This window comes from Pseudomonas sp. 34 E 7, from assembly GCF_900005715.1.
GTDB lineage: Bacteria > Pseudomonadota > Gammaproteobacteria > Pseudomonadales > Pseudomonadaceae > Aquipseudomonas > Aquipseudomonas orientalis_A.
Genome location: NZ_CVTX01000029.1, coordinates 1 through 18,126 on the forward strand (window position 1 = coordinate 1; position 18,126 = coordinate 18,126).

At 61.4% G+C, this 18,126-nt stretch carries 13 protein-coding genes, 4 tRNA genes and 1 pseudogene; 9 read left to right on the plus strand and 9 right to left on the minus strand.

Features of this window, described 5'->3' with window-relative positions; all coding sequences use genetic code 11:
* Positions 1 to 129: 129 nt before the first annotated feature.
* Positions 130 to 1,137, minus strand: a complete 1,008-nt coding sequence (locus BFP96_RS00880) for an NADP-dependent oxidoreductase (protein ID WP_065935399.1) — start codon at positions 1,135 to 1,137, stop codon at positions 130 to 132.
* Positions 1,138 to 1,365: 228 nt separating this feature from the next.
* On the opposite strand from BFP96_RS00880, the gene BFP96_RS00885 reads away from it, so the two are divergent.
* The 4 genes and pseudogenes from BFP96_RS00885 to BFP96_RS31620 all read left to right on the plus strand — a co-directional run bounded on the left by BFP96_RS00885 (position 1,366) and on the right by BFP96_RS31620 (position 5,824).
* Positions 1,366 to 2,127, plus strand: coding sequence for an SDR family oxidoreductase (locus BFP96_RS00885; protein ID WP_065896335.1), 762 nt, complete (start codon positions 1,366 to 1,368; stop codon positions 2,125 to 2,127).
* Between the two features lie 202 nt (positions 2,128 to 2,329).
* The gene (locus BFP96_RS00890) at positions 2,330 to 3,742 is read left to right on the plus strand and encodes an aminotransferase-like domain-containing protein (protein WP_065935400.1); all 1,413 of its coding nucleotides are present in this window, start codon (positions 2,330 to 2,332) and stop codon (positions 3,740 to 3,742) included.
* A gap of 1,092 nt (positions 3,743 to 4,834) precedes the next feature.
* Positions 4,835 to 4,963: pseudogene (locus BFP96_RS31615) on the plus strand (HAMP domain-containing protein); the annotation flags it as partial.
* A gap of 18 nt (positions 4,964 to 4,981) precedes the next feature.
* On the plus strand, positions 4,982 to 5,824 hold the full coding sequence (locus BFP96_RS31620; RefSeq protein ID WP_371914755.1) for a methyl-accepting chemotaxis protein: 843 nt from the start codon (positions 4,982 to 4,984) through the stop codon (positions 5,822 to 5,824).
* Positions 5,825 to 5,860: 36 nt separating this feature from the next.
* On the opposite strand, the gene BFP96_RS00900 is transcribed toward BFP96_RS31620, so the two are convergent.
* Entirely contained in the window at positions 5,861 to 6,673 is an 813-nt protein-coding gene (locus tag BFP96_RS00900; protein ID WP_065935402.1) for an alpha/beta fold hydrolase, read from the minus strand.
* 117 nt (positions 6,674 to 6,790) lie between these two features.
* Positions 6,791 to 7,561: a hypothetical protein gene (locus BFP96_RS00905; RefSeq protein WP_083205590.1), complete on the minus strand. Its 771-nt coding sequence runs from the start codon at positions 7,559 to 7,561 to the stop codon at positions 6,791 to 6,793.
* 358 nt (positions 7,562 to 7,919) lie between these two features.
* Here BFP96_RS00905 and BFP96_RS00910 point away from each other — a divergent pair.
* The 4 genes from BFP96_RS00910 to BFP96_RS00925 all read left to right on the plus strand — a co-directional run bounded on the left by BFP96_RS00910 (position 7,920) and on the right by BFP96_RS00925 (position 8,334).
* Positions 7,920 to 7,995, plus strand: a tRNA-Glu gene (locus BFP96_RS00910).
* A gap of 3 nt (positions 7,996 to 7,998) precedes the next feature.
* Positions 7,999 to 8,074, plus strand: a tRNA-Gly gene (locus BFP96_RS00915).
* Between the two features lie 105 nt (positions 8,075 to 8,179).
* Positions 8,180 to 8,255, plus strand: a tRNA-Glu gene (locus BFP96_RS00920).
* Positions 8,256 to 8,258: 3 nt separating this feature from the next.
* A tRNA-Gly gene (locus BFP96_RS00925) sits at positions 8,259 to 8,334 on the plus strand.
* Positions 8,335 to 8,547: 213 nt separating this feature from the next.
* Here BFP96_RS00925 and BFP96_RS00930 read toward each other — a convergent pair.
* Positions 8,548 to 10,029: a MocR-like pyridoxine biosynthesis transcription factor PdxR gene (locus BFP96_RS00930; RefSeq protein ID WP_065935403.1), complete on the minus strand. Its 1,482-nt coding sequence runs from the start codon at positions 10,027 to 10,029 to the stop codon at positions 8,548 to 8,550.
* 81 nt (positions 10,030 to 10,110) lie between these two features.
* On the opposite strand from BFP96_RS00930, the gene BFP96_RS00935 reads away from it, so the two are divergent.
* Positions 10,111 to 11,766, plus strand: coding sequence for a M24 family metallopeptidase (locus BFP96_RS00935; RefSeq protein WP_065935404.1), 1,656 nt, complete (start codon positions 10,111 to 10,113; stop codon positions 11,764 to 11,766).
* Positions 11,767 to 11,799: 33 nt separating this feature from the next.
* Here the strand turns inward: BFP96_RS00935 and BFP96_RS00940 are convergent, their stop codons facing one another.
* The 5 genes from BFP96_RS00940 to BFP96_RS00960 form a co-directional block, all read right to left on the minus strand.
* Positions 11,800 to 13,539, minus strand: a complete 1,740-nt coding sequence (locus BFP96_RS00940; RefSeq protein ID WP_065935405.1) for a dipeptidase — start codon at positions 13,537 to 13,539, stop codon at positions 11,800 to 11,802.
* Between the two features lie 95 nt (positions 13,540 to 13,634).
* Positions 13,635 to 14,852 (minus strand): phospholipase D-like domain-containing protein, encoded by a 1,218-nt coding sequence (locus tag BFP96_RS00945; RefSeq protein WP_065935406.1) that lies wholly within the window; start codon positions 14,850 to 14,852, stop codon positions 13,635 to 13,637.
* 55 nt (positions 14,853 to 14,907) lie between these two features.
* A complete protein-coding gene (locus tag BFP96_RS00950; protein WP_065896327.1) occupies positions 14,908 to 15,555 on the minus strand; it encodes a MotA/TolQ/ExbB proton channel family protein in 648 nt (215 codons plus the stop codon).
* A 24-nt stretch (positions 15,556 to 15,579) separates the two neighbouring features.
* Positions 15,580 to 17,865: a TonB-dependent receptor gene (locus BFP96_RS00955; protein WP_065891841.1), complete on the minus strand. Its 2,286-nt coding sequence runs from the start codon at positions 17,863 to 17,865 to the stop codon at positions 15,580 to 15,582.
* Between the two features lie 24 nt (positions 17,866 to 17,889).
* A partial coding sequence (locus tag BFP96_RS00960) for an energy transducer TonB family protein (protein ID WP_139113300.1) occupies positions 17,890 to 18,126 on the minus strand: 237 nt, incomplete at its 5' end.

Here is an 18,126-nt window from a genome sequence, read left to right on the forward strand (position 1 = left end):
CGTCAACGATAACGCGTGCTTCCTGAATAAACGCGGTGCCTGTGAGTTTTTCGCGAGCAAGCTCGCTCCTACAAAAAGCCTTGACTGGCATTGGGGCCAGCCACCTCCCACCGTTGTAAATGGCGTGTGTCAGCTGACCTTCAGCACCAACTTGCCAAAGTTCTCGCCGTTGAACAGTTTCATCAGCGTTTCCGGGAACGTTTCCAAACCTTCAACGATATCCTCTTTGCTCTTGAGCTTGCCCTGGGCCATCCAGCCGGCCATTTCCTGCCCGGCGGCGGCAAAGTTCGCCGCGTGATCCATCACCACAAAGCCTTCCATCCGTGCGCGGTTGACCAGTAATGACAAGTAGTTGGCGGGGCCTTTGACGGCTTCTTTGTTGTTGTACTGGCTGATGGCGCCGCAAATCACCACTCGCGCTTTCAGCGCCAGGCGACTGAGCACCGCGTCGAGAATCTCGCCGCCAACGTTATCGAAATAGACATCCACGCCCTTGGGGCACTCGCGCTTGAGGGCGGCGGGTACGTCTTCGTGTTTGTAGTCGATGGCCGCATCAAAGCCCAGTTCGTCCACCAGGAACTTGCACTTGTCGGCGCCTCCGGCGATGCCCACCACGCGGCAGCCCTTGAGTTTGGCGATCTGTCCGGCAATGCTGCCGACCGCACCGGCGGCGCCGGAAATCACCACGGTCTCCCCTGGCTTGGGCGCGCCGGTGTCCAGCAGCGCGAAGTAGGCGGTCATGCCGGTCATGCCCAGCGCGGACAGGTAGCGGGGCAGCGGCGCGAGTTTCGGATCGACCTTGTAGAAGCCGCGTGGCTCGCCGAGGAAGTAATCCTGTACGCCCAAGGCGCCGTTGACGTAGTCGCCGACCGCAAAGTCCGGGTGGTTGGAGGCAATCACCTTGCCCACGCCCAAGGCGCGCATGACGTCGCCAAGGCCCACCGGCGCGATGTAGGACTTGCCCTCATTCATCCAGCCGCGCATGGCGGGGTCGAGGGACAGGTACTCGTTGTGCACCAGTATCTGCCCGTCCCGGGGTGTGCCCACCGGGACTTCCTGATAGGTGAAGGTGTCCCGCGTGGCCGCTCCGACCGGGCGTTTGGCAAGCAGGAACTGGCGGTTGGTCTGGGCAGTCATGGCGGCAACTCTTTAGAAATGAAGTACCAGTCATAGACAAGGAACGGCCCGCGAGCAAGGTTGTTCGAGCCACGCGAATGCTTGCCGATAGACAGGGTTGATACTCGTGCCCATGGCCTTATCACCAGAACTCATGCAGCACCCACCGGGCTTCTGATGGTGCTGACGCGACGCTGCCGTCGTTGGCTAGACTCGACCCACGGTTATCAATCCCACAGGACATTCCCCATGAGCATGACATTTTCCGGCCAGGTCGCCCTGGTGACCGGCGCTGCCGCCGGTATTGGGCGCGCCAGCGCGCTGGCGTTTGCCGCCGAAGGCTTGAAAGTGGTGGTGGCCGACCTTGATGTGGCGGGCGGCGAGGGCACTGTGGCGCTGATTCAGCAAGCCGGTGGCCAGGCGTTGTTTGTGCGCTGCAACGTCACCCTGGAAGCGGATGTGCAGCAATTGATGGCGCAGACCGTTGCCGCCTATGGCCGCCTGGACTATGCCTTCAACAATGCCGGGATCGAGATCGAGAAGGGCAAGTTGGCCGACGGTACGCTGGATGAGTTCGATGCCATCATGGGGGTCAACGTCAAAGGCGTGTGGCTGTGCATGAAACATCAACTGCCGCTGTTGCTGGCTCAGGGCGGGGGAGCCATCGTCAACACGGCGTCGGTAGCGGGTTTGGGGGCGGCGCCGAAGATGAGCATCTATGCGGCGTCCAAGCATGCGGTGATCGGCCTGACGAAGTCGGCAGCCATTGAGTACGCGAAAAAGAAAATCCGCGTCAATGCCGTGTGCCCGGCGGTGATCGACACCGACATGTTCCGACGCGCCTACGAAGCCGACCCGCGCAAGGCCGACTTTGCGGCGGCGATGCACCCGGTCGGGCGCATTGGCAAGGTCGAGGAAATCGCCAGCGCCGTGTTGTATCTGTGCAGTGATGGTGCGGCCTTCACCACCGGCCAGGCCCTGGCGGTGGACGGCGGTGCCACGGCGATTTAGGACTTCACACTGCAACCTGTTCGAAAAGTGCTGGGGTGGCGTGGGGTGTTTCCATAGCTGGCAAAAAGCCGTGATTGAATGTGTATCATTAGGTAAAAAATCTAATAAAATCAATGATTTAATAACTATCTAGGACGAGCTTTCTTGAGCTTCTGTGCTTAACTGTTTGGGTTGAATAACAAACAGTTGAAGTGAGTGGCTCATGGATTTAGGGATTGATCGACAAGCCCCAGTACCGGTGGTGCAGCAAATCATCAGCGCAGTCGCGGGATGGATTCGCAACAATGGGGTGAGCCCCGGCACACGCTTACCGTCCGTCCGGCAATTGGCCTTCGACAACCTGCTGAGCCAGTCCAGCGTGATCGAAGCCTTCGAGCGGATGGCGGCCCAAGGGCTGCTGGCCTCGAAAAACGGTGCCGGGTTCGTGGTGGCGCAGCCCGCGGTCGTTCAGGAAAAGCCCTGGCACGAAGGCGCCGAACTGGGTTGGGGCAGCTTTACCGATGGCCCTTTGGGCGAGCTTAAGCTCGGCTGCGGCTGGCTACCGGACGCCTGGCGCGAGAGCGATGACATCAACTACGCAATCCGCGAAGTCAGCCGTACCGACACCGCCGGGCTGTTCAACTACAGCACGCCCCTTGGGTTGCCGGCCCTGCGTGAACAATTGCTCAAGCGCCTGACCCGGATCCACGTGCCCAGCAGCCTGGAGTGCATCCTGACGACCCACGGCGCCAGCCATGCCCTGGACCTGCTGATACGCACGCTGCTCAAAGCGGGCGATACGGTGGTGGTCGAGACCCCGGGCTACGGCAACCTCTATCGGCAACTGGCGTTTCACGGGGTCACCTTGCTCGAAGTGCCGCGCACGCGCAACGGCCCGGACATCGAAGTGCTGGAGGCACACCTGCAATGCCATCGCCCCAAGTGCCTGTTCATCAACAGCCTCTATCACAACCCTACCGGCACCAGCCTGTGCCACGCGGTGGCCGAACGTTTGCTGGCGCTGGCCCGTAGCCGGGATTTCCTGATCATCGAGGAAGACGTCTACGGCGACCTGCAACATGCCAGCTGCACGCGGTTGTCGGCGTTGCCCCATGAAGATCGTGTCATCTATGTCTCCAGTTTTTCCAAGACGCTGAGCAGTGCCCTGCGCGTGGGCTACCTGAGCGCCGGTGCGGCGATCATCGCGCAACTGGCTCATCTCAAGACCCTGACGGGCATTGGCACTTCGCGGTTTGCCGAGGCCATGGTGGCGACCTTGCTGGCCAACGGTACCTACCGCAAGTGGGTGCAGCGCCTGCGCAAGCGTCTGAATACGCAAATGGCCGCCACCCTGCAGGTGCTGGAGGATGAAGAATGGCAAGTGTTTGCGGTACCCGCCGGCGGCATGTTCCTGTGGGCGCGACCTGGTGCCCAAAGCCCTTCGCGTGTGCAGGCGTGTGCCCGCAGGCTGGGTGTGTTGTTGGCACCGGGAACGTTGTTCAACCCGAAGGGTGAATGCAGCGAGTGGCTGCGCATCAACGTGGCCTATGCGGCGGATCAGCGAGCATTGGCGCTGTTCCGTGCCCTGGGGCCCGCCAGATCGACCTCGACCATTCTGAAAACGACGGGCGTGTAGCTTTTTGCCATTATTGTGGCGCCAATGACTTGTGCTCAGTGCCCCGTGGTTGCCAATCTCGCTGCTGGTCAGGCGGGTTTATGGCATCTGCCATTGCGAGAGGACTCAAGTGCAATGATTTCGGGCGCGCAACGACGTTTTGCCAACCTCGGTATGGCGAAAAAACTGGGCTTGGGGTTCACCCTGGTGCTGCTGCTGACGGCACTGGTCGCGGCCATCGGCGTAGGGTCCCTGCAAACCGTGGGTCAGCGCTTCGAGGGCCTCAAGCGGATGTCTTCGCTCAACAGCGACCTGCTCAAGGTGCGCCTGATCGAACAGGATTACGCCTTGCACGCCGACCCCAAGGCGGTGGATGCCCTGCATGAACGTGTCGACGCGCTGACTGCGCTGGCGGTCAGCCTCAAGGGCCAGTCCGCCGCCAACGTGCCGGTCATGACCGAGGTGGAGCAAGCCCTGGTCGCCTACCGCAAGGCGTTCGACGAATTTGTCGAACTGACCCAGACCAAGGACTTGGCCCTGGAAATGGCCAGTTGGTCGGTGTCCAGCGTGGCCAATAATCTCGATGTGTTGCAGGCCGGCCTGGCGGACGACGGCGCCTATGCCCTGAAAGAGAGCCAGGGCAAGGACGGCGCCGAGTTTATCGAGCAGGCGGGGCAGGTGAGCCAGGTGTCGCGGTTGATGTTGCAGGCGATGAACGAAGCGCGGCTGCGCCTGGATCAGAGCCGCAAGGCCGACGCGGACGAGGCGGAGCAGGGCAGGATCGAACAGGCTGACCAGGCGCTGGCCCAGGCCGAGCAACTGAAAACCTCGGTCAAGGACTCCGGTTACCAGACCGTGCTGAATGAAGTGTCCGGGCATATCGCCTCGTTCAGCGAAAAGCTTGGCGAATACACCGGCCTGCTGGCGCAGGAAAAAGTGGTTTACAAACAATTGCATGATCGCGCCGATCAGGTGGTCAGCCGGGTCAACCAGGCCTACGACGCCGAAGACCAGTCGATGCAGGCGCAACTGGCCAGCAGCGCGCTGCTCATCATCGGGTCATCCGCCCTGGCGTTGCTGGTGGGGCTGTTGGCTGCATGGGGGATTACCCGCATGATCGTGGCGCCGCTGCGCAGGGTAATCGCCGTGGCCCAGCAGATTGCCTCCGGTGACCTGACTGGGCGCATGGAGGTCAATCGCCGCGATGAAATCGGCCAGCTGATGCAGGCGATGCAGCAGATGGGCAACGGCTTGAGCCATATGGTCAGCGGGTTGCAGGCAGGAATCGAGCAACTGGCCAGCTCGGCGCATGCGTTGTCCAGCGTGACCGAGCAGACCAACATCGAGGTCAGCAGCCAGAAGGAGGAAACCGAGCAGGTGGCCACGGCGATGAACCAGATGACCGCCACGGTGCATGACGTGGCGCGTAACGCCGAAGAGGCCGCGCAAGCTGCGCAGACGGCGGATGACAAGGTCGACAGTGGCCAGCAGGTGGTGCGCTCGAGCTTGCAGCGCATCGAACTGCTGGCCACCTCCAGCAACAGTGCCAGTGCCAGCATCGAGAGCCTCAGCGCGGAGATCCAGAACATCGGTGCGGTGTTGAGTGTGATCAAGAGCGTCGCCGAGCAAACCAACCTGCTCGCCCTGAACGCTGCGATTGAAGCGGCCCGCGCAGGCGAGCAAGGGCGCGGCTTTGCGGTGGTCGCCGACGAGGTGCGCGCGCTGGCCAAGCGTACCCAGCAATCGACCGAGGAAATCGAACGCCTGGTCAGCACCTTGCGCAGCGCGGCGCAGTCGTCGGTGCAGCAGATTCAGCACAGTGGCGAGCTGGTTAAACTGGCCGTCAGTGATGCGTTGGAAACCGAAAGCGCCCTGGGCAGCATTGCCGCAGCGGTGTCATTGATCCAGCAGATGAACCAGCAGATTGCCGCTGCGGCCGAGGAGCAGAGCTCGGTGGCCGAAGAGATCAACCGCAGCGTCACCAGCATCCGCGCGAGTGCCGATCAATCGGCGTTGAGCATGCAAGGCAACGCCGCGTCGAGCATCCAGCTGGCGCAGTTGGGCGCAGAACTCAAGGGCATGGTGGGGCACTTCCGCCTCTGATCGCAGCCGGAGCGCCGCGACCAGTGGCGAACGGGATCAGGCGTTGTTTGCGAGGAACGTCAGTAGCGCTTCATTGACGAACTCCGGATTCTCCCGGCTGGAGATATGCCCGGCGTCGGGAATCAAGGTCAGGGCACAGCCGATCAGATTGGCCATTTCCTCGGCTTCTGCGGGTGGGCGGGGCTTGTCCTGTTCGCCGCACATGACCAGGGTGGTGTCGCAGTCCAGGCGAGGCAGCTGATCGAGGATGTCTTCGCGACTGAAGATCAAGCGACCCAGGGGCACCACGCTGTCCAGCAGGCCTTCCCGGGAAAAATCCTGCAGTGACTGGCGAAAGTCCTGATACAGCGCTGATTCGCGGTCGATTTGCGGCCGGAAGAAGATTGGCGCGATCACGTCCAGCAACGGTTCAGGAATGGCGCCGGCGTCTTCAATCATCTTGAACAGCGAGAAGTAATACTCACGCGTGGCGTGCGGCTCGGCGCCGAGATAGGTGTCCATCAGCACCAGGCTGTTGATGCGCTCAGGTGCCAGCAAGGCGAGGCGGGCGCCCCACATGCCGCCGACCGACAGACCGACCAGGTTGACCTGCGCGATGTTCAGGTGGTCCAGCAGCGCCAGGTGCTGATGTGCCAGGTCGTCAAGGGAGCGGGTGTCTGCGGGCAGCGTGCCCGACTCGCCATGACCCCACAGTTCAGGGACGATTACACGGTATTGCTGCGACAGTGCGTCGATCTGCGATGGCCACATGTTGCGGTCCCACAGGTAGCTCGAACCCAACAGGACGACCGGGCCGGTGCCCTGGTCGATATAGTGCAGCGGTTGTCCATCAATCACGGCGACAGGCATAGCAGGCCTCTAACTTCACGGAGTGAGGGGCACTTTTTTACCCTAGTCGGGGGCGGGGGGATAGGTGCATTTTGATGGCACGTGGCGACCGGATGTCGCCACATAGCCAGAAGCCTATCAGTCGTAGATGGCTTTCTTTTTCCACTCGGCATCGGCGTCGACGACTTTCAGGCCTTCGGTCAGTTCGTTGACTTCGTCTTCGACTGGCTGGCTGTTGGTCAACACCGTGGAGTTGGCGCGGGCCAGTTGCGACTCCAGCGTTCTCAGCTGTGCGCTGTACAGCACCGGTTCCGGTTGTTTGCGCAGGTACTGCACGCCGCGCTCGAACGCCAGGCGCGCCTGGCCCGGTTGCCCTTGCTGCAGGGCATGCTGGCCGAGGTTGTTGAAGAACTCGATGTGCAGCAGCACCAGGATATGGCGGACTTCCTTGATCCAGTGCTTCGCTTCGTTGGCCGGCAGGAAACCGTCCTGGGCCGCGCGGGTGACTTGGCCGTGCAACGCTTCGAGCAAAAAGCGCACATCCTTGGCTTTGGCTTCGGTCTGGATCGGCGCGGGCGGATTGGCCACCGGAATCGATTCGCCCTGAGCGATCAGTGCGTTGAGCTCGGCGATCCGTGCCTTGAGCGGGCCGCTGGATTTGTTGAGGTTCAGCAGGCGCTGGTTGACGTTGAGTTCCAGGCGGGTCAGCAACAGCTTGAGCGCCGGGGTCATCAATTGGCCAGGAAAGGTCTCGGTGATTTCACCACAGCGACGCAGCCGATCATTGAGCTCGATTTCGGTACGCTGCTTTTCCAGCTTATTGTTTTCCACCACATGGTTCATGTAGCCAATGGCGATCAGTATTGCGATCCCGGCTATAACCAGCAGGGTGATCATGAGTGGTGTCACCGGTGTGACCTCTTTATGGGGTTTGCTGTGGAGTGTAGTGACTGAGCTATCCGGCGGATAGGACTGTTCGACCAGTTGCCCAGGTTGTTTCTTCTATATAGGTAAGTGTTCCTGGCGTGACTGCACATTGCCATCATTTGCCTGGACCAACTATAGCGCCTTGTCGAGCGCCAGAATATAGGCGCCAGGGCTTGGGCGGCCAGAATGCCCGGGCGGGCCGGTAAACCGGGGCGAAGTCATTGATTTAAATAAATTTATCCTTGGGGGTTGACGACCTATGAATCCATCCATAGAATGCGCGCCACTTACAGCGTAAAGCACACAGCGAAACGCGGTAGGGAGTGAATGTTGTACGTGTGTCCCCTTCGTCTAGTGGCCTAGGACACCGCCCTTTCACGGCGGTAACAGGGGTTCGAGTCCCCTAGGGGACGCCATATGCGGGAATAGCTCAGTTGGTAGAGCACGACCTTGCCAAGGTCGGGGTCGCGAGTTCGAGTCTCGTTTCCCGCTCCAATTTACAAGCAGTGTGGCCTTCGGGCGGCATTGAGTGAAACCAGGACCCCATCTTCGGATGAGGCCTCTGGGCACTGGAATACACACCATGTGTTTCAGTAGCGTGTCCCCTTCGTCTAGTGGCCTAGGACACCGCCCTTTCACGGCGGTAACAGGGGTTCGAGTCCCCTAGGGGACGCCATTTGCGGGAATAGCTCAGTTGGTAGAGCACGACCTTGCCAAGGTCGGGGTCGCGAGTTCGAGTCTCGTTTCCCGCTCCAATTCAAAGAAAAAGCCACTCAAGCGAGTGGCTTTTTTTTGTCTGCGATTTATATAACAGCGCTGATCGTATTGATCGTTCCCACGCTCTGCGTGGGCATGCATCCCGTGACGCTCCGCGTCACCTTGCGCACCTGCCGTATTTTGCGCTGAAAGCAGGACGCGGAGCGTCCAGGGCGGCATTCCCACGCAGAGCGTGGGAACGTTCAATGGTGTTAAAGAGCATTCACCGCTTGAGCCAGCCGCAACGTAGCCTGACGGATTTCTGCCTGATTGAGCGACGCAAAGCCCAAGCGCAGCGCATTCTCCGGCTGGCCCGTCGGCGAGAACTGCCGGCCGCTGCGCACCACCAGTCCGTGGCCCAGGGCTGTTTTTACCATTCGATCCACGTCGATCTCATCCTCGAAACGCACCCACAACGCCAGGCCGCCCTCCGGTTCGCGCACCTGGATACGATCACCCAGCGACTCGTGCAGACAGGTTTGCAACGTCTCCCGACGCCCTCGATATTCTTTCGACACGCGGCGCAGGTGCTTTTTCAGTTCACCCTCATTGATCAGGTCGGCCAGCATTTTCTGAGCAACGGCGTCGGCATCCCCCAGCATCAGCGCCGCATTGCGGTGCAGGGCTTCAACCACCTCGGCGGGCGCCACGATATAGCTGCAGCGAAACGTCGAGCCCAAGGCCTTGGATAGCGAGCCGATATAGATCACGTGGCGCTGGGAACGGTCACTGGCAAGCGGCAGGTAGGGGCGACCGTTAAAGTGGAATTCGTGGTCGTAGTCTTCCTCGATGATGCAGAAGTCGTGCAACGCAGCGAGGGTCAACAGCTGTTGGCGCCGCGCGGCGTGCAGGCTGACGGTGGTAGGGAACTGATGATGCGGCGTGACGTAGATCATGCGCACGTTGTGCTGCCGGCATAAACGGTCGATCTGGTCGGTACGGCAACCTTCTTCGTCCATGTCCACCGTGACCAGGTGCGCGCCCAACTGACGAAAAATTTCCCACGCCGGCGGGTAACTCAAGCGCTCCACCAGTACCACGTCGCCCGGTTTGATCAGCAAACTGGCACTCAGGTACAGCGACATCTGCGTGCCCTGGGTCAGGCAGATATTGTCGGCGTTGACGGCCAGCCCGCGATTGCTGCGCAGCATCTCGGCGAGGGCGCGGCGCAAGTGATGGCCGGTGCCTTCGCTGCCGTAGCGTACGGTGTTGGAGGCAAAGCTGTTGCGCAGGGCGTTGCGGTAGTAACGATGCAGCACCGCTTGCGGCAGCAGGCGGTGGTCGCTGGTGCCGTTGTCGAAAAACAGCGCGTCATGCCGATGCTGCAGCGCGGTGACCTGCGCGTTGTGGGCGAAATACGGCACCACCGGCTGCGCCAGAATGGGCGGCGCGAAGGACTGCAGGGCATGACCGGGCAGTTGCTTGGGCGTCAGTTGGGCATTGACGAAGGTGCCGCGACGCGGCTCGCTGATCAGCCAGCCTTTGGTCAAGGCTTCTTCGTAGGCCAGGATGACCGTCTTGCGGTTGACGTCGAGCAACTGCGCCATTTCCCGCGTCCCTGGCAGCAAGGTGCCGGGCGGCAGGCGCCCCTCGACAATTGCGGTCACCAGGCCCTCGGCTATTTTGCGGTAGGAGGCGTGTGGCGAGTCGGCGTCGAGCTTGAGTAAGGGGCGCCATTTACGCATCTGGACCATCTGAAGTATCCAAAACTGGAGGTTCTAATGGGCCTAGTCTAGCGTAACAATCAGGCTTCACTCATTCTCGGGTCCTCAGCTATGCGGCATGTCATCGAACTGTCCCCCTCGGGCAAAACCTTTGAGGCCGGCGACGAGCTGTTGCTTGACGCCATGCTTGCCAGCGGCCTGGCCGTGCCGTTCTCCTGCCGCCGTGGTGCGTGCGGTTCGTGCAAGGTGGTGGTCACCCAAGGCGAGTACCAGGCCAAGCGCCTGGCCCCGGACGCGCCCGCGCCTTGTTGCCCGCTGGCCGCCAATGAAATGCTGTTGTGCCAGAGCCGTGCCTGCACCGACATGCGCCTGGAAATTCCCGGTTGGTCATTGGATGCGCCCGCGCTGGTTTTTGGCGCACGCGTACTCAGCAAGCAGGCAATCGGCCCTGATGTTATCGAGTTGGTGTTGTTGCCCGACGCACCTGTGGCAGTGCGGGCAGGGCAGTACCTCAAGCTCTGCCTGGAACACGGCGATACGCGCAGTTTCTCGATTGCCAACCTGCCTGCCGAGGACGGTGGGCGCTTGGTTTTGCAGATTCGTCGGGTAAGCGGCGGGTACTTTTCCGAAGGCATCCTGGATGGCCTGGCCGTGGGAAACCGTCTGCAACTGGAAGGTCCGTTCGGTGCCTGTACCTGGCAGGACGATGCCGCCGAGGCCGTGGTGCTGTTCGCCACGGGCACCGGTTACGCCGGCATCAAGCCGATCCTGCTGAGCGCGCTTAAACATGATCTCGAAGTGACGTTGTATTGGGGCGGGGCGCACTCGGCGGATTTTTATGACAGCGCCTTCCTGAATCAAGCAGTGCTCGAACATCCACGGTTTCGCTGGCATCCCGTGCGCTCATCGGAGGGCAGGGTGCAGGAGGTTGCATTGAGTCATGGGCATCGCTGGGAGGTGGCCCAGGTCTATGCCTGCGGGAACGGCGCCATGCTCAGCCAGGTGCGAACCCAGTGCCTGGAGGCGGGTCTGCCGAGCCATCGGTTTGTCGCGGAGGCGTTTGTCGCCAGTGGTCGGTCAAGCGCGGAAACGGCACCGCCGGCGTTCGACCCGATCTGGGAAAAAGTCGGCCCGCGTTATTCCCTGGACGGCATGCTGGCGGCGCGTGAGAAATCCATACGCGCCCTGGCAGCTATCGTCAGCCGCTTGAAAGTCGGCATGACCACCGGCCAGGCGCTGGAAATGGCCGCCGGGCAATTGCAGGCCATGGGCGCGTCGCACACTTGGCACCCCACCTACATCCGGTTTGGCGCCGACACGGTGCGCCCGCCCCGTGAGGGTATCGATCGCCAGCGCAGGCTGCGCGCCAGCGATATCGTGGTGGTCGACCTTGGCCCGGTGTGGGACGGCTACGAAGGCGACTATGGCGACACGTTTGTCTTCGGCGACTCGCCCCTGCACCTGGCCTGCACCACCGCACTGCACCAGGTATTCGATGAAACCCGCCAGGCCTGGCTGCGCGGTCTGACCGGACGCGAACTCTACGACTTCGCCGAACAGAGCGCCGTGGCCAAGGGCTGGCGGCTGGCACGCAATCTGGCGGGGCATCGCCTGGCGGACTTTCCCCATGCGTTGTTCGAGAGCAAACAGTTGGCGGAGCTGGACATCCCGCCGAGTGAAATGGCTTGGGTGCTGGAGATCCAGCTGTGCCATCCCACTGAACCGGTCGGTGGGTTCTTTGAGGATATGTTGATGTTGCAGGCGTGAAGAGCCCGCCGTTGCGGCGGGCTCGAGAATGGATCAGAGCTTGGGCAACTGGCCGACACGTCCCATCATTTCGGTCACAATCTGCAGGTCCAGCAGGAACTGCTCGACAGTCTTGAACTCACCGTCGGTGTGGCCGGTGTACTTCTCTTCCGGGCGGGCCAGGCCGAATTGCACGCCGTTGGGCAGGTCGTGCACGGACGTGGCGCCGGCGGATGTGCCGAACTTGTGCTGCATGCCCAGGTTTTCCGTGGCCACCGCCAGCAGGGCTTTTACCCACTCGCCTTCGGGGTTGCGGTACATCGGCTTGTCCAGCGAATAGGTGAAGTTGACGTTGACCTTGGCTTGCGTGTTCCAGGCGTTCAGTTTCTGCTCGATCTGTGCCTTGAGTGCCTCCGGGGCTTTACCCTTTGGCGCACGCAGGTTGACTGCCAGCCTGAAGGCTTTGTCATCCAGGCCGACAAAGGTCGGCGAGGTGGTCAGCGGCCCCATGAAGTCATCGGCATAGCCCACGCCCAATTTGCCACCCAGGTAATCCAGGCCCCAGTTGTCCGCCGCGTACCCCGCAGCATCCGTGATGTGGTTGTGCTTGAGGGCGATCTTGCCATCGACGCTGTGGATCAATTCCAGCATACGTGCCACCGGGTTGACCCCGGATTCGGGTTCCGAAGAATGGGCTGACACGCCGGTGACGGTCAGTTTGACGTTCTTACCGTCAACCTGGGCGCTCACCTGGAAATTGCCGCCATTGCGCCTGGCATAGTCATTACCGGCCTGCTGCAGGCTGGCCGCCAGTTCAGCCGGGTTATCGCTGACCAGCGTGGCGACCGAGACCGATGGAATCTGGTTGGTGGCCTTGCCGCCGGTCATTGCGATAATTTCCGCGCCGGTGCCTTCACCCTTGCGCACCGGGAAAGTGGCCATGACGGTGCCCGAGCCTTTTTCGGCGATCACTACCGGGTAACCGCCATCGAGCGCCAGGTTGTAGTTCGGTACGGGATTGCGTTCGAAATAGTAGGGAATGGCGTCACCGGAGGTTTCTTCGGTGGTGTCCACCAGCAGCTTGAACGTGCGCGCCAGCGGCAGCTTTTCTTCCTTGATCACCTTCATGGCGTACATCGCCACGACGATGGCGTTCTTGTCATCCTCGGTGCCGCGACCATACATGCGGTCGCCAATCAGCGTGACTTTGAACGGGTCCAGCCTGGTGCCATCCTTCAGCACCCAGTTTTCCGGCGTCACCGGGACCACATCGGCGTGGGCATGCACGCCCACCACTTCGTCACCGCTGCCTTCCAGGGAAATTTCATACACGCGGTTATCGACGTTACGGAAGTTCAGGTTGAAGGACTTGGCCAGGGCCTGGATCCTGTCGGCGATCTTGAGGAATTCCGGGTTTTTGTACTGCGGCAGGCCGTCTACGTTGAACGTCGGAATTTCCACCAGTTCGCGCAAGGTTTCCAGCGCCGCCTTGCCGTACTTGACCCGTGTGTAAATGCCAAGCAGGCGATTGATCTCGTTCTGCTGCTCGGTACTCAGGGTTTTGTCATTGAGAAAGGCGCTGATGGCCGGGGCGATATCACTGGACTTGCCCAGGTCGCCCTTGGCCAGGGTGCCGAGGAAACTGCGGAAGTCGCTGACGGATGTGTCTGCGAAACTTTTCAGAATCGCGGTGTTTTGTTCGGCAGTGATGTTGGCGAGGGCAGGCATGGTAACCGCCGCAAGGCTGGCGGCGAACAGCGTGGCAGTCACGAGTTTTTTCAGTGGAAAGTGCATGGTTGGAGGCATTCCCTTGCAGGCAGTGAGTAGGGTGTTTCTGACGGATAAGTCAGAAACATTTCCACACACTAGCATTACTCAGGTGCTCGAGGTCAATGCTGGCCAGGGTGAGGGGCGGGGTACTCATCAGTCACGTTCAAGGCTCTGGCGTAGGGCCCGTCCCACAATTGCTCATGCAATTGCCCTACGCGTCTGGCCATCGCCTCACTGCGCATCACCACCTCCAGATTGCGCGAATTATCCAGGTAACCGCCCAACCAGTTGCTGGTGCCGACCCACGCCACTTGCCCGTCGATCTCCATCGTCTTGCTGTGGATCACCCGTGCATAGGGAATGAAGCCTTGCCTGGCCTCGGGCAGCGTGACGATCTTGATCTGCACGTTGGGCAGCACCGCCAGGCTCTTGAGGTACGGCAGCTCCAGCGGGTCGGTGTTCCAGTTGGACACCATCAACTTGATCGACACTCCACGCGCAGCGGCGGCGCGCACGGCGTTATCGATCACTGCATAGTAAGGGCGGGTCCGATCCGGTCCGTAGGACAGCGGCGCATAGTCAAGCAACTGCACGCGCACCTCTTTCTTCGCTTCGCCCAGCAGGCGCGGCAGTTCCTGCTGTGAATCGCCCACGCCGGGCGGGTTGTAGCGTTGCGGGCTGGCCACCAGATAGTTGCCGGTACGCGCAGGCGCCTGACCGACGGTGGGCAGTGGCACCGGTTGGTTGTCGCTGAGGGCCTGTTGGGCTCGCCAGTCCTGGTCGAAGATCGCCTGGACCTGGCCGACCACGCTTGCGTCGCTGATACGCAGCCCGGTTTCGTGGATATGTTCCAGGGAGCGCCAGTCGAAATTCTGGCTGCCGATAAACGCCTGACTGGCGTCCACCACCATGTATTTGGCGTGGATGATCCCGCCGCTCAATTGCCCGAAGGGCAGCACGCGCAAGGTCAGGTTGGGAATGGCGCGCAAGCGTTCCAGGGTGGCCGTATCCGATAACTTGATGCCTTTTTCTTCGAGCAGAAAACGAATTTTCACCCCGCGTTTACCGGCGGCTTCCAGGTGTTCGATGACCTTGTCCATCACCGAGCCGGGATGGTCGGCTGCGTAGAACTGGCCGATATCGATGCGGTTTTTTGCGCCGTCGAACAGCTCGATCCACACCGGGCCCGGCTGGCGCAGATCGGCAGTGCCCAGTGTGGTGTCCACCGGCACGGTGTGCACCAGTTCAAACCCTGCAATTGAAAAGTCCGCCAGGGCCAGCGGACTGAGGAGCAAACCGGCGAGGCCTGCGACACGCAACTTCATCGAAAGGGACATAAGCGTCTCATTGCGCAAAAAGAACAGGCGGGCCATGACGCGCCCGCCGTGCAGGTCAGGCCGTGCGGCTGTGCAGTGGCGTGGGCACGCGGTGCGGCACTTCTTCGTGGGCGCGGGCCCCGCTGGAGGCGCGGATCAGCAGGATCTTCAACTGGTCATTGATGCGCTCCAGGCTGTCCTGGAAAAAGTTATGGAACACCACGCAGAACAGCGCGATGGCGATCCCCAGCCCGGTGGCGAACAAGGCTGTGCCGATACCACCGGAAATCTGCCCTGGGTCCGATACGCCTGCGGTGGCGAGGGCCTTGAAGGTGTCGATGATGCCCAGGATGGTGCCCAGCAGGCCGAGCAGCGGGGCCGCCGTGGTGATGGTCTCGATGATCCACAGGCTGCGGGCCAGCGGCGCGCGGGTCTTGAGGTACTGGGTGTCGATTTCGTCGTCGAGGTCCTTGCGCGATCCGTGGGACGCCTTCTGGGCCAATACCGGCAGGATCATGTTCAGCGGCAGGCTGTCGCGACGGGTCAGCGGTTCGGGCAGGTCGCGTTCGCTGTGCACGGTGGCGCCCAGGGCGTCGATCAAGGCGCGAGCCTGGCGGCGCACATAAGCGAAGTAGATGCCGCGCTCGATGGCGATGAAAATCGCGATGGCCATCGCGGCATACATCACATAGAAGGTGATGTCGTGAAGCAGGTTCATATCCATGCTTGCGTTCCTCTTGGGTCAGTCTTAGAAATTCGCTTCCAGCGAAACCGTGACGGTGCGGTCCAGGCCGACGATGTACGCCGGGTCGCCATCGCGAAAACCGCTGTAGCTGGCGGCGTTGGTCTTGGTGGTGTACACGCCGTCCAGGTATTTTTTGTCGAACAGGTTGTCGACGTTCAGGCGCAGGGTGGCGTCCTTCACGACCTTTTTGTCGACCGGCAGGTAGATACCCGCGCCAAGGTTGAACACGGTGCGCGCGGAAATGGCTTCGTCGTTGGTCAGGTCGCCGTAGAGCTTGCTGGTGTATTTGCCGCCGAAGGTGCCGTAGAAGCGCCCGTCGTCGTAACCGATGTTGGCCGCCAGCATGTTCTTCGGCACGTTGGCGAACTGTTTGCCGCTGGTGGGCAACAGGATGGCCCGGCCTGCGTTGTAGACGGTCATGTCGTCCTGCTGCTCGGCCTTGGTGTAGGTGTAGGAGGTGTAGTAGTTGAAATGGTGGGGCAGCAGGCCGCTCCATTCCAGTTCCAGGCCTTTGTTGGTGACGGCGCCTACGTTGATATCGGCGGAGTCGCCATTGATGTCTTTGGACGAAACCTGGCGATTCTTGAAGTCCATGTAGAACAGGGTTGCGGCCAGGGTCATGTCGTCGCCGCTGTAGCGCCAGCCCAGTTCGTGGTTCCAACTGGTTTCCGGCTCTAGGTCGATGGAGCCGGCGCCTTTGTCATAGAGCGCATAGTTCTGCGGTACGCGCATGTTGCGTGACAAGCTGTAGAACAACTGGTCGCGCTCGTCCAACTGGTATTTCAGGCCGGCGTTGGGCAGCAGTTTGTTGTAGGTCTGGTTACGTTTTTCCGGTTGTTCGTTGAGACTGCCGTGGTTGGTGCCGTCACGCTCGACGTTCATGTAGGCCAGGCCGGCGATGAAGGTCCAGTCCGGGTTGATGTACCAGGTGTCCTGGGCCCAGACTTTTTGCGCCGGGGTCACGGTGAAGCGGTCGCGCCCCTGGACCTGGTTGCCGTTGGCGTCGACGACGGCGCTGTTGGAATCCGGCCAGGTGTCGACCGGCTTGCCATTGCTCTTGAGCGGGATGAACGGCTGGGTCTGGCTCTGGCGTGCGCGCTCGTACCAGTAACCCAATTGCAGGCTGTGGTCGCCCAGGTCCCAGGTCAGTTTGGTGGTGATGCCCGGACGCCAGGTCTGGGTGCGCGAAGGGCGGTAGTACACGCCGCTGTTCGGCGTGCCGTCGGCGTTGTACTGGGCGGCGGTTGGCAGATTGCCAAGGTCGAATACGCCGCCCTGGTTCGAACCACGGTTGAGCGCATAACTCGATGAGCCGACGCCGCTGCCATTGCCCCAGAAGTAATACGGGATCACCGACAGGGCCAGGTTGTCGGCCAGTTTGAACTGGGTGTTGAGCACGGCGGTGAAGGTCTGGAACGGGTTCTGCGCCAGGGCATAGTAGCTGTTGTACTTGCCGTTGCCGCCCACCGTTGGTGTGGCCGGGTAGGGGTCGTATTTGCGGCCGTTTTGCTGGAACTGCGCCTTGGTCAACTGGCTGTAGCTGTTGTTGTCCTGCTCGTGGTACTTGAGGATCAGGTTGGCGGTGTTGCCGTTGCCGGCGTCGAAGAAGCTGTTCCATTCCACCTTGTCCGCGCGCACGGCGCCCGAACCACGCCACATATCACCCTCGGTATGGGACGCCGACAGCCAGTTGCTCAGGCCGTTGACTTCGCCGGTGTTGAGGCGGGCGAAGGTCTTGCGCGTGGCGTTGCTGCCGACGATCTGTTTGACGAAGGCGCCGGTCTCTTTGGTCGGGCGAATCGTCACGATGCCGATGTTGCCGCCACTGGAACCGATGTGCGGGCCGTCGGACTCCGAGGCGCCCTGGGTGACGAAGATCTGGTCGAGGTTTTCCGGGTCGCCCAGCAGGTTGGAATACAGCGCATAGTTGCCCGAATCGTTGATCGGCATGCCGTCCACCGACATGCCCACCTGGTCGGAGTTCATGCCGCGCATGGTGAAGCGAAAGCCCGACAGGCCGGTGTTGTCCTCGCTGGAAATGTTCAGGCCCGGCGTGTACTTGAGCTTGTCGATGGCGTTGCCCGTCGCCGTCTGTTTGTCCAGCGCCTCCTTGGTCACGGTGGAGCGGCCCTTGATGCTTTCCTCGGGCACCATGTAACCGCCCCCGGCGCTGGCTTTGCCTTGGACCCCAATGGTGCCGACGTCACTGTCGCCGGGGTCGGCCATGACCATTGTCTGGGTCATGCTGGTCGCGGCAACGAGTGCCAAGTGAATGCGGGTGAACTTCATCACTGTCGTCCTGGTGGCGCGTGCTTATTGCACGCTGTAGTTGAAGGTGGCGGTGAAGCGCTGCTCATTGCGGCCCCCGAACGCCTGCTCGGGGAACGGCTTGACTTGCTTGATGCGACGCAAACTGTTGGTGGCGGCCCGGTTGAGCAACATGCTCGGGGCCTGGGTTTGCAGGCCGGAATCCAGCACGCGGCCCTGGCGGTCGACCAGCAGCCACACCACCACTTCGCCACTCGGGCGTTCGAGGGAGGCCTGGCGCCC